The organism is Photobacterium swingsii (assembly GCF_024346715.1).
Taxonomy (GTDB): domain Bacteria; phylum Pseudomonadota; class Gammaproteobacteria; order Enterobacterales; family Vibrionaceae; genus Photobacterium; species Photobacterium swingsii.
In genome coordinates this window covers 329169-341535 of sequence record NZ_AP024853.1, presented here as the reverse complement: position 1 = coordinate 341535, position 12367 = coordinate 329169, and the positions used below count along the sequence as shown (strand labels likewise).

Below are 12367 nucleotides of genomic sequence, written 5' to 3'. Positions count from 1 at the left end.
ATTATGAACCCAGAAGAAAAACAATTTGCAGTGATTGGACTTGGTCGTTTTGGTATGGCGCTTTGTGAAGAATTATCAAGCCATGGTGCACAAGTGCTTGCCATCGATATTCACGAGCCAAGCGTGAAAAAAGCGGCGGACATTACAACTCAAGCCGTTGTTGCTGACTGTTCAGATGAACAAACAGTGGCAGAGCTTGAGCTGCATGATTACGACATGGCGATGGTATCTATAGGTGAAGATGTTAATGCTAGCATTCTCACCACCTTAGTGCTGAAAGAAGCTGGCGTAAAAACGGTGTGGGTAAAAGCTAAAGACAAGCATCATGCCAAAATATTGCAAAAAATAGGCGCAGATAAAGTCATCATGCCTGAGCGAGAAATGGGGATCCGTATTGCTTGCAATATGCTCGATAGCCGCATTTTCGATGTACTGGATTTAGGCAGTGGGCTTGCCATCGCTGAAGTCATTGTGTCACACAGCCATTTAGGCAAAGAGATTCAGCAACACCCCTGCTGCCAAAGTAAAGACTTGCAGTTATTAGCGCTAAAGCGTGGCCCTGACATTCGTAAAGATTTACCTTGCACGACCTACTTAGAAACTGGCGACATTTTAATTGTCGCAGGACCTGAAAAAGAACTGATTAAACAGTTAAAACGTTTATGAAACGCTTACCAAACCATGGGCTTTACATCCCCCTAAAAACACCTAAACGGGGCGAACGCTGGTCTGAGCCTAAAATCATACTGGTCAGTTTTTTGTGTATTTTGCTGCCAGCTGCGGCATTGATGACCATGCCCGTGTTCTCGGTCAGTGGGTTAAGTTTTATGGATGCCCTATTCACAGCAACCTCAGCTATCAGCGTGACAGGGCTTGGGGTTGTCGATACGGGTAGCCATTTCACCTTATCTGGCCAAGTGTTATTACTTGTTTTGATGCAAATTGGTGGTCTAGGGCAAATGACCTTATCAGCTGTTTTGCTCTATATGTTCGGGTTACGCTTGAGTTTACGGCAACAGTCATTAACGCAAGAAGCGCTGGGGCAAAACAAAGTTGTTAATTTGCACCAGCTCATCAAGCATATTGTCATTTTCGCTTTTACCATCGAATTGATTGGCACTATTGTTTTGGCTTATCGCTGGGTCCCAGAAATGGGCTGGAAAACAGGCTTATTCACTGCATTATTCCACTCAATATCAGCTTTCAACAACGCTGGTTTCTCGCTATTTTCAGACAGTTTAAGCCAATTTAATCATGAGCCTTTGGTGCTTCTGACCATTGCTAGCCTGTTTATTCTTGGCGGGCTGGGCTTTACGGTGGTTTCAGATATACACCGAAATAGTCATCGTGGTTTTCAGCACCTGCAACTTCATAGCAAGATTATGCTCATTGCGACGCCTTGCTTGTTGCTCTTTGGTACCCTGATGTTTTGGCTGCTCGAAAACACCAATCCAGCAACCATTGCTAACCTAAGCACTGGCCAGCAATGGCTTGCAGCTTTCTTTCAGTCTGCCACCATGCGCACCGCAGGCTTTAATAGTGTCGATTTATCGCAACTCACCCACCCGACAATATTAATCATGATCTTGTTAATGCTAGTTGGTGCGGGGTCTACGTCAACGGGCGGTGGTATTAAAGTATCGACCTTTGTTGTTGCTATGACGGCAACCTGGTCTTTTTTACGTCAACGTAATCATGTGTCTTTGTTTAAACGTACTATCGCAACCAATACAGTGACTAAATGTCTAGCCATTATTGTGGTCAGTGGCTTAATGCTAACGTGCGCCATGTTTCTTCTTATGATTACAGAAAAAGCCAGCTTTGTTTCTATCATGTTTGAAACCATCTCGGCATTTGCCACTGTTGGGGTTTCTGGCGGATTAACAGCTGAGTTATCTGAACCTGGAAAGTTCATCATGGTGGTGGTGATGATTACAGGCCGTATAGGCCCATTAACGCTGGCATACATGTTAGCGCGTCCAAAGCCGTCTAAACTTAAATACCCAGAAGGCAATGTGTTCGCCGGCTAACTTTACAGTCAGCATACAAAATGTAAGCGCGACACATGAATAATGCGTCGCGCTTTACATCTCTACAATGAAACCCACTATTACCAATCAAACATGGCTGGAAACGGTAGTAAATTCATTGTTATCACAGAGAATGGGCAAGCTTGCTTACACCTTACGCAACCATCACATTTCGCTTGATCCAATTCAGGCAAGCAAAAATCGGCGATAGAAATCGCTTGATGAGGACATTGCTCGGCACACAGTTCACACTCACCAAATAAACGGTTCTGACAGTTGGTACTGAAACTCGGCCTAAGTTCGGTGTCGTTTTGCTTATCCTGTAGCTTCTTAGCGTGTAACGCCCCTGTCGGGCAAGCTTTTTGGCATTCACCACACATGCTGCAATAACCGTAATCAATATCTAATTGTGCTAAACCACTTTCAACATGAATGATCGTTTCTGGGCAGGCCAATTCGCACTCTGTACAACCCGTGCATATTTTCTGAAAAAGCACTTCTTCAATGGCGCCCGGTGGACGTGCTACCACTCTGATAACTTGACGTGCATCTAGCTGTTTGGTGACCACATTTTGATCTGCTGATGCTTTTACCGATGACGAGTCAGCCGATGCCTTCTTGGTACCCGATGTGAAAGCACGAAACAAACCACGCCGACTAATGGTTTTATGTTCCATATAGGCTTTGTAATAACGCTCGTCCTTTTCTGCCATCTTAGCGATAAACCTTTAATGATAGCGGCTTCAATTGCCATGCATCCTGTATCGACAAGCACCAGTCTTTCACTAAAGCAGCTAAATGCTGATAAGTGTTGGTTGCAGCATGCTTTTCAACCAATTCAAGATAGCGTAAACACCAAGGTAACAAGTGATCGGTCAATAAGCGCTCTACAATCAGTGGCTCTTGGGACTGTTCAATCAGCTGGCTCACAGCAAACAACATTAAGCCAAATTGATCTTCAGGTTCACGCATTCCTGTGTCTAATTCAATATTGTTTGCTCTTAAAAACTGACGTAAGCGTACTGTTGAATCACCAAATACAACCTGTTCTTTATCTAGATAAACCGATCCCCACGGGGGCGCAACCATGGTTTCTCCGCCTTCAAACAACAAGAAAAAATCATCGTTAAGTGCATCATTTGTGTCAGACTCGACTGCATGAACAAAATCGGCAAAGCCATTATGCTCTAAATCATCACAGCCTTTGAGCAGCGTAATAATGGCCTGATTGTTTTCGTGAGTTAGTGGAAAATAAAATAATGAACCAAAAATTTTGCTCATTGCATTCACATCGGCAAGGCTTAGTTCAGTTGATGTGTCATTTACGTTCTGCATAAGGTAACTCGGTAGTTCACTTAAAAATGAGGGGGAAAGCCCCCCCTCAGCACTCAATGGTTAATACTTTACACGTAGCGTGACAGTTACAGCCCAACTGTCATGTGAAGATTAAAGAAAATATTACGCCCCAGTAATTCAGCCACTAGCACAAGTGCTAACCCCACAACAGGCAAGGCAACACTGCCCTTGATACGATTGATACCAGTCAGCGCAATCGCAGCACCAACAATAAGCAGTACAATTCGGCTACCTTGCAACATTGCCATGTTCGGTACTAGGTCTTTTGCCGACACGACAGAAGATTGAATCTCACCTAACGCCACCATTTGTGACAACGTCACGACAATATTCGCAATAATTGAGGAAACCACCAGACCTTGAAGGCCACGTGTATATTTCGCATCTTCAAACTGCGCATTATGCATCAAGATTGACGCAAAAATGGCCCCCACAACAGCCATCGTCAGTAGGAAAGACCAACTGGTGTAAGGCGTATCCCATGTTGGAACCGTTTCAATTAAGTACACATTCATCATTGAATACATGAAGGCAACACCAGCCACCATACCTGCTATTTTCAAGCCTTTACGTACACTTTCAGTGCCTTTATTCAGCATTTCTAACAACCAATAAAGACCACCAAAAGCAAAGAACATGGCTCCCGTCAGGATCTCGTTAGATAGCCAGCTGCTACCCACTTGATTTAATGCATTCATTGCGCGCATTGCGCTACCAAGGTGGGTTGATGAAGCAACAAAACCCAACCCCATTACAACCCACACAAAAAACATATTTCTCGTGATTTTGCTTTTCACATCAACACGTGAATTTGTCATCAAATTTGCAAGCGTCATAATTAAATACGCGCCAACTGCAGTCTGTGCCAGCACTGTAAATAGCACTAAAGACAATTCATGATAACTCATCTTAAACCTCCTTCGGATTCGCTAGGTGACCAGTGGTGTCATTTGTTGGGCGTGCATGACGATTAGGCTTGATCACGATATTAGGCTTGGTAATTAATGAAGAAGGAAGCGGTGCAACATCAGCATTTGTGCCATATTTTTTACGCAGTTCACTAATAGGGCCAAATTCAAGCGCACGTAGTGGACATGAACCAACGCAAATAGGCTCTAAGCCTTCCGCTACGCGTTCATAACAGCCATCACATTTGGTCATGTGACCTTGTTCTGCATCAAATTGTGGTGCGCCATAAGGGCACGCATTGGCACAGTGCTTACAGCCAATACAAACGTCTTCATCAACAATAACAAAGCCGTCTTCTTTGCGTTTATGCATCGCACCTGATGGACACACTTTGGCGCACGCAGGTTCATCACAGTGGTTACAGGCAATAGAGGTGTAATATGCGAAAACATCTTGGCGGTATGTGCCGTTTTCTTCTACCCAGTTACCGCCAGCATATTCATATACACGGCGAAAGCTTCTGTCGACACCCAAGTCTTTCACATCTTTACAAGAAAGCTGGCAAGTTTTACAACCTGTACATTTACTCGAGTCAATATAAAAACCATATTGTTTCATGATTCAGTCCTTACGCCTTTTTCACTAGTTGAACTTCAACTAGGTTTGTATGTTGAGGGTTACCTTTCGCCAATGGGCTTGGTTTTTGCGAGGTCAACACGTTGATTGAGCCATTATGGTCAACCTTTTGGCCGTCTGGTGCATACCATGCACCTTCACCTAGCGCGACCACTCCTGGCATCATACGAGGCGTTACTTTGGCGTTGATACGTACTTCGCCACGATCATTGAAGATACGAATACGATCACCATTTTTAATCCCACGCTGCTCAGCATCTAATGGATTAATCCACATTTCTTGCTGTGCTGCTTGCTTCAAAATATCGACATTGCCATAAGTCGAGTGGCAGCGGGCTTTGTAGTGGAAGCCCGTTAACTGCAGCGGGAACTCTGCACGTTTAGGAGAATCCCAACCCTCAGAAGTACTCACGTAAATTGGTAATGGGTGAATTACATCACCTTCAGGCAATTCCCACTCAGCCGCGATGTCTGCCAAGGCTTCCGAGTAAATCTCTACCTTACCTGACGGCGTATTCAATGGATTATTAATTGGGTCTTCACGGAAGGCTTGGTAAGCCACATAGTGACCATTAGGATCGCTACGTTTCACAATGCCTTGTTGACGCACGGTTTCGAAGTCTGGCAATGTTGGATCTAACTTTAAGGTTTCTGCATACAAGTGACGTAGCCAACCTTCTTGATCACGACCTTCAGTAAAGGCTTCACCTACCCCCAAACGCTCTGCTAAATCCGCACAGATTTGGTAGATACCACGTGATTCAAACTGAGGCTCAATCGCTTTATCAGCAAAGATGAAATATGGCATGTTGGCCGCTTTACCATCCATACAAAAGTCAGCTTGCTCAGACGTAGTTAAATCAGGCAAGACAATGTCTGCATACTTCGCCGAAGACGTCATGTGGTTATCAATCACGACGATCATCTCACACGCTTTTTCATCTTGAAGGATGTCATGGGTACGGTTGATGTCTGAATGCTGATTGATCAAACAGTTACCTGCATAGTTCCAAATGAATTTGATTGGCACATCAAGCTTATCTTTACCGCGAACACCATCACGTATTGCCGTCATTTCTGGACCGCGCACGATGGCATCAGTCCAAAGGAACATAGAGATCGACGTTTCGATAGGATTTTTCAGGGTTGGGAAACGGACAAATGGAATATTGTAATCCGATTCACGCGCACCAGAGCCGCCACCATGAATACCTAAGTTACCCGTTAGCAAGGCCAACATGGCAATGGCACGAGAAGCAATTTCACCATTCTGAGTACGCTGTAAACCCCAGCCTTGATAAATAGCACAAGGTTTGGTTGAGCCAATTTCGCGGGCAGTTTTGATAATGATATCGGCAGGAATACCTGTGATAGGTGCAGCCCATTCGGGTGTTTTTTCTACGCCGTCTTCACCCAAACCTAAAATGTAAGATTTGTAGTCACTGTTTGCAGGCGCTGAAGTCGGCAACGTTTTTTCATCATAACCAACACAGTATTTATCTAAGAATGGCTGATCAACTAAACCTTCTTTAATCATTACGTGCGCCATTGCAGAAATGAATGCTGCATCGGTACCCGGTTTGATTGGGATCCACTGATCTTCTCGCCCTGCTGCTGTGTCATTGTAGCGAGGGTCTATCATGATCATTTTGGCGTTAGATTTCGCCTTACTTTCCATTAAATGGTGAATCAAGCCACCGCCAGACATACGTGTTTCAGCGGGGTTATTACCAAATTGCACGATCAGTTTGCTGTTTTCTGTATCCGAAAAAGAGTTACCGTTTGCCCAGCCACCGTAGGTATAACTCAGACCTTTAGCAATTTGTGCTGTTGAGTAATCACCGTAGTGGTTCAGATAACCGCCAGTCAGATTCATTAAGCGTGCAATCAAGGTTGAACCAGGAGGCCATGACTTAGTCACCGTCCCACCTAACGTTCCTGTACCATAGTTCAGGTAGAAAGCCTCATTACCATACTCTTTTTTAATACTCTTAATGCTATTGGTAATTTCGTTGTAGGCTTCATCCCAAGAGATGCGCTTAAACTTGCCCTCACCACGCTTACCAACACGCTTCATTGGGTATTTTAGGCGATCAGGATTATAGACACGACGACGCATTGAGCGACCACGCAAACAAGCACGTACTTGCACATCTTTGTTGGCGTAATCATCGGTGCCAGTATTATCAGCATCGACCCATTTGATTTCACCATCAGCCACATGCATACGTAAAGGACAGCGGCTGCCGCAGTTTACTGTACAAGCACTCCAGACGACCTTTTCTTCTGCTGGAGTTTTATCATTCGCCTGAACACTACTGGATTTGAAGGGCAAAGTAATTGCACTTGTGGCCGCGGCTAAACCTCCAACGACAGATGAGGACTTAATAAACCCCCTCCGCGTAAGTTTTGGAATGAGATTTTCTTTATATTTATTAGTCATGACACATCGCTCATAAATTATTATTTATAATGGTGTCAATTTTGTTCACATACCTCTTTATGGTTATTGATAAGCGTCAACAAATGAATGAGAAGTGCATAAGCTTACAAGCACACGTGATAAGCATCATGTTTTTATGCCTACAGAAAAAAGCATGTAAAAGCACGCTATTGCTGCCTGAAAACTATTATCAATCGGGATTAAATCGCATTATCACCTCCTTACTCCTTAATTTTCACATAAAAAAAACAGCTACCGTTACGATAGCTGTTTCTTCATTTCAATATGACTTCAACGTTTTCCCATTATGCCAAAACAAACATTGCAATATATATTCACTTATCAAGCATATATTTGTTATCAGTCATTGCATTTCATAACGGCTAATTGGCATATAATACTAACGATACTGATAGTAAGACGACTAGCTTAAAACTGTTCCTATACTCAGTAGTACCATCACCATCGCAGTCAAAAACACCAACAGCGGGCCAATGAAGCGAAGCCATGACGAATAAGCGACACGTCCAATTGCCAAACCACCCATGACAACGCCCGATGTTGGTGTAACTAAGTTAGGTAAACCAGACGCCGATTGGAATGCCGTTACGACAAGCTCGCGCCCCACCCCAGCAAAGTCAGCTAAAGGTGCCAGTACTGGCATAGAAAGTACGGCTAAACCTGATGATGATGGCACAACCAAACACAGTACCGCTTCTACCCAATAAATCGCATTCACAAACGCTACTTGGTGCAAACCACCTAATAAACCTTCAGCATAATTCAAAATGGTATGCGTGATATTCCCGTTGTCCATCACTACAACCAGACCACGCGCGATGGCAATAATAAGCGCCACACCAAGCAAATCACGCGCACCATCAACAAAACTATTAGTCAGTTCAGTTTCAGACAGTTTACCGACTAAGCCAGCCACAATACTTGCGCCAATGAACAATGCTGAGAGCTCTGCCATCCACCAGCCAGCAACCGACACCCCCCACATCATGACTGCAAAAGTTGCCCCAAAAATGGCCAAGACAGCTTTGCGAGTACCCGTCAGTTCTGGCGCTTCTTGCTCTTTACTGTGTAAGAAATGACGTTCATTCTCTTCTTTTTGGTGTGCAACAAGCGACTGTGACGGATCGCGTTTTACTTTTTCCGCATAGCGCATGACATAGAATACACAAGCTAGCCAACCAATCACCAAGATAGCAACGCGTAGCCACAGACCTTCCATGAAGTTAATTTCAGCTGCGTTCGATGCAATCACAGTTGCAAATGGGTTGATAGTTGATCCCAAACAACCAATACCCGCACCGACCATGATGATAGCAACACCAACGATGCTGTCGTAACCTGCCGCAATCATGACGGGGATCAATAAAGCATAAAACGGGATTGTTTCTTCAGCCATGCCGTACACAGTCCCCCCCATTGCAAATAACCCCATAAGGATTGGGATCATCCATTTTTCTTTACCGTTAAGGCGTTTCATTGTGCCAGCAATACCCGCATCAATCGCGCCAGTACGGGTAACAACCGCAAGGAAGCCACCAATTACCAGTACAAACAAAGCAACATCAACAGCACGAGCAGCATAGTTACTAGGGTCGTAAAAACCTTGAATCGGTGCCATTAATACATCGACCACACCTTGAGGGTTTGCTTCTACGGTTTGGTATGAACCTACGAGTGGCACCATACGACCGAGTGTTTCATTCTTCTCCATTTGATATTGGCCTGCAGGGATCAACCACGTCAGTACCGCCATCAAAACCGTCAGGATCATTAAAATTGTGTAGGCAGAAGGAAATTTTAGTTTTTTCATTATGATGTCCTTATTGTGTGGGGCGATTTATCCGCCCCACGTTGGGTGGTTATCCACCTTCTTTTTATGCAACGAAATCCATGATTTCTTGAACTGACATGCCCGAAAGCCCCATTTTGTTTAAGGTACGCCCTTGCTCAAAATAGTTTGTATCGTTGTAAGCATTATCAATGTGTAAACAAGAGGTCACCATGGTCGTTGCTACGCCAGCCAGCTGACCAAACTCAAAGCACGGTACCAATAAGAAAGCGGCATCTTCCGTGATATAGCGGTTTCCCGCTGAATTTGGTGCGCTGTTTAACTTGCCATGTGTTTCAGATGTACGGTTAACTTCATAAACGGTTTCACACTCCATTGCGTATAACGCATTCATTGCATCAAGTTCTGGGGTCAGCGTTAAACCTAATGCTTTACCCACAGCCTGACGTTCTTGTTCCATAACGGCAGCAGCTTTTGCTGTAGAAATAGAGCAGCAATCTTTGTAGTAATTAAACTGGCCATCATAGTTTTCTAGTAATCCCATATTTAATGTGGTTAACAATGGGTGGCCGCCAAAGTTGATATTTTCCAATCCTGCACTAATTACGTTATCTAGCGCAGTCAAAGGCAATGGCATTACAGGTTGCAAACGAGCAATCGCCTCTTGCGTTTTACTTGCGGGTAATGCTGCAACAGGTAGAAACTCTTTCATGCCTAAAATGGCAAGTTCAGCAGGGCCGACAATTCGGGTTGCCCAAGGAATTGAGATAGCATCCACAAAGGTAATATCAAGATCCGCATAACCTTGATCTTGCTTGATACGGTTGAGTACCAATGAGCCATAGTTGCCCGGCATTAGCATGATAATTTGTCCATCACGTAAATGCGGCAACATCTCAATAAACAGCGGCTCTTGAGCGAACGATGGGACAGGTAAAATAAGTAAATCTGAGTAGGCAATTGCCTCTTTTAATTCACGCGTCACCTTGTCTATTTTTTGAAAGCCTGCATACGTGAGGGGAACATCATTAAATGAAGATAACGCTTCTATACCGCCGCGAGCTTCAATATCAGCTAACGGCTGATCAAAGCCTTTTGCACCAAATAAGCATACGTTCGCGCCTTGAAGAGAAAAGTGGTAAGCCGCTGTAAGTCCAGCATTGCCAGAGCCAATAATAGAGACTTGAGGAGCCATGTTTTGTGTCCTTAATCTGGTTGTTTTTCCTGAAACCAGATTAAGGAATTCTTCGTGCTTCTCGCCAATGCATCACTTTACTACTGGTATGCAAAAAAGTAATAGTTACTCAATAAAGCACACCTAAGCAACTGATAAATTACACTTTAACATTCACCCCCCGCTATTACCGAAACCCAGCAATAATGTGACTTTACACATTATCGCTAATATCGAGATCGCGCATTGGGCCAATTTTAAGGTAAATATTCATTTCATCAGCAAGTAGTAAAAATTGTTCAATGAAATGTTCGGCGTGACGATGAATCGGTTTTAAAGCTGGGTATAAAATATCGAATTCAAACGGTAATCCAAACACAAGTGGCCGCATTACGACCGCTGGATGTTCACTTGCCATATGTGCCGTAAAAGGATCAGTTATTGCGATACCTATTCCCTCACGGACAAGTGCTGCAGCCGTACTTGCCAATGACACTTCAATATGTTCTATAGTGGATAAACCATAGCGTCTTAATAGGGCATCTATACGTCGCTGAGTAATATCCTTCTCATGGCGGATCACCACCTGATCAGCAATGTCATAAATATCAATGCAGTTTCTTTTCGCTAGCGGAGAGTCACTGGGTAATAAACACACACATTCACACTCCACACGCTGCGCTTTCACTCCCGCGAGTGGTTCGTCAATAAAAGCAAAACCAATATCTGTTGTTTGGCTTTGTACTCGACGCATCACATCTTCAGAACGGTAAGTTTTAAAACCCACTTTTAACTGTTGAGATTGTTTTAAAAAACTCGCAAGAATACGAGGGAGAAATGCATTGGATAATAATGGCATAGCTGCAATATTCAGGGTACCGAAATGATGTGACCGAATCGAATCAGCTGCATTATCCAGACCTGACACGGCATCAAAGACTTTCGCTACCTCTAAATAAAAAGCTTGCCCTTCATCACTCAATATCAATCGGTTACGTTGCCGCGTGAATAGCTTAAAGCCCAATCTATCTTCTAATCCCGCTAAGACTCTACTCACAGCAGGCTGGCTTAAGTTAAGGCGTTCAGCAGCTGCAGTCACCGTCTGGCATTCGACAATGGCACGGAAAGCATTTAATTGGGACAATTTCATAAAAGTTTATTTTCAGGCGCAATATAAAGAGATCGGCAGATTACCAAACCTATGAACTGAGAGCTTTTACACAATGTGTAATCTGTGATTACTATTCACTTCATGCAAATAAAATAAAGTTTACGTCTGATTAATTTCATTCAACACACTCATAACCATAGCTAATTAGTCGCAGCACTAACCCCTGATTAAAATAATCTCATCAAAATATAGCCATGAGCAGAAACCGTATGAAGCAAGGAGGCTTTATATCTATTGCATTAAAAAAAATGTACTGAATTACATATAGTGAGTAAATAATGAAAAAACTCGTCCTTGCGCTTACGCTTTCAGCATTAAGCAGCACACCTACGCTGGCAGACATTCACCTTTCACCGGAAGTTAAAATTGGAGCATACAACGGGTTTGGTTTACAGGCAGGCTTAACTGACACTTTAGGTTTCGATGCTGTCTTTGTTAGCTACAGCCGCACTGAATATAATAAATTCAACTACGATGAAAGGTTGGATACCTACCGTATCGGGGCTCAACACATGTTCGGAGCCTCTAAAATTCATGGCTTACAAATTGAATTGGGATTAGCCGATTACGACGGTAAAAAAAATCGATCAGGGAATGAAGAAACGAAAGCAAGTAAAGGCGTTAGTATTGGGGCATCGTATATTTTCCAAGTTACTCCTAATATAGGCTTACGTGCAGGTGGCGATCTCAATACTTTCAGATCATCCACCACTTTTATCCCGCATGATTTGTCTCCAAATCTCAATATCGCCATGACCTTTACATTTTAATCCTCAGTTCCAAGCTGTTGCTTAAAGCCAAAAATGAAAAAGAGCTCACAGAGCTCTTTTTGCTTAAA

At 43.6% G+C, this 12367-nt stretch carries 11 protein-coding genes; 3 read left to right on the top strand and 8 right to left on the bottom strand.

Annotation, left to right across the window (positions count from 1 at the left end):
- Nucleotides 1-3 precede the first annotated feature (3 nt).
- Both OCU77_RS18860 and OCU77_RS18855 read left to right on the top strand, forming a co-directional pair.
- Nucleotides 4-666: a potassium channel family protein gene (locus OCU77_RS18860; protein WP_048897864.1), complete on the top strand. Its 663-nt coding sequence runs from the start codon at nucleotides 4-6 to the stop codon at nucleotides 664-666.
- On the top strand, nucleotides 663-2030 hold the full coding sequence (locus OCU77_RS18855; protein ID WP_048897863.1) for a TrkH family potassium uptake protein: 1368 nt from the start codon (nucleotides 663-665) through the stop codon (nucleotides 2028-2030). Before OCU77_RS18860 ends, OCU77_RS18855 begins: the two co-directional genes overlap by 4 nt.
- 80 nt (nucleotides 2031-2110) lie before the next feature.
- Here the strand turns inward: OCU77_RS18855 and OCU77_RS18850 are convergent, their stop codons facing one another.
- The 8 genes from OCU77_RS18850 to OCU77_RS18815 form a co-directional block, all read right to left on the bottom strand.
- Nucleotides 2111-2743, bottom strand: coding sequence for a ferredoxin-type protein NapF (locus tag OCU77_RS18850; protein ID WP_107302651.1), 633 nt, complete (start codon nucleotides 2741-2743; stop codon nucleotides 2111-2113).
- 1 nt (nucleotide 2744) lies between these two features.
- Nucleotides 2745-3365, bottom strand: a complete 621-nt coding sequence (locus OCU77_RS18845) for a TorD/DmsD family molecular chaperone (RefSeq protein ID WP_107302652.1) — start codon at nucleotides 3363-3365, stop codon at nucleotides 2745-2747.
- Nucleotides 3366-3451: 86 nt separating this feature from the next.
- Nucleotides 3452-4294 carry a DmsC/YnfH family molybdoenzyme membrane anchor subunit gene (locus OCU77_RS18840; protein WP_107302653.1) on the bottom strand — a complete coding sequence of 281 codons (843 nt, stop codon included), beginning with the start codon at nucleotides 4292-4294 and terminating at the stop codon, nucleotides 3452-3454.
- 1 nt (nucleotide 4295) lies between these two features.
- A complete protein-coding gene (locus OCU77_RS18835; RefSeq protein ID WP_048897861.1) occupies nucleotides 4296-4913 on the bottom strand; it encodes a DMSO/selenate family reductase complex B subunit in 618 nt (205 codons plus the stop codon).
- Nucleotides 4914-4923: 10 nt separating this feature from the next.
- Nucleotides 4924-7374 carry a DmsA/YnfE/YnfF family dimethyl sulfoxide reductase gene (locus OCU77_RS18830; RefSeq protein WP_048897860.1) on the bottom strand — a complete coding sequence of 817 codons (2451 nt, stop codon included), beginning with the start codon at nucleotides 7372-7374 and terminating at the stop codon, nucleotides 4924-4926.
- A 424-nt stretch (nucleotides 7375-7798) separates the two neighbouring features.
- Nucleotides 7799-9205: a YfcC family protein gene (locus tag OCU77_RS18825; RefSeq protein WP_048897859.1), complete on the bottom strand. Its 1407-nt coding sequence runs from the start codon at nucleotides 9203-9205 to the stop codon at nucleotides 7799-7801.
- Nucleotides 9206-9269: 64 nt separating this feature from the next.
- On the bottom strand, nucleotides 9270-10379 hold the full coding sequence (locus tag OCU77_RS18820; protein WP_107302654.1) for an NAD/NADP-dependent octopine/nopaline dehydrogenase family protein: 1110 nt from the start codon (nucleotides 10377-10379) through the stop codon (nucleotides 9270-9272).
- Nucleotides 10380-10572: 193 nt separating this feature from the next.
- Nucleotides 10573-11508 (bottom strand): LysR family transcriptional regulator, encoded by a 936-nt coding sequence (locus tag OCU77_RS18815; protein ID WP_048897858.1) that lies wholly within the window; start codon nucleotides 11506-11508, stop codon nucleotides 10573-10575.
- 299 nt (nucleotides 11509-11807) lie between these two features.
- On the opposite strand from OCU77_RS18815, the gene OCU77_RS18810 reads away from it, so the two are divergent.
- Nucleotides 11808-12299 carry a hypothetical protein gene (locus OCU77_RS18810; protein WP_048897857.1) on the top strand — a complete coding sequence of 164 codons (492 nt, stop codon included), beginning with the start codon at nucleotides 11808-11810 and terminating at the stop codon, nucleotides 12297-12299.
- The last annotated feature ends 68 nt before the right edge of the window (nucleotides 12300-12367 follow it).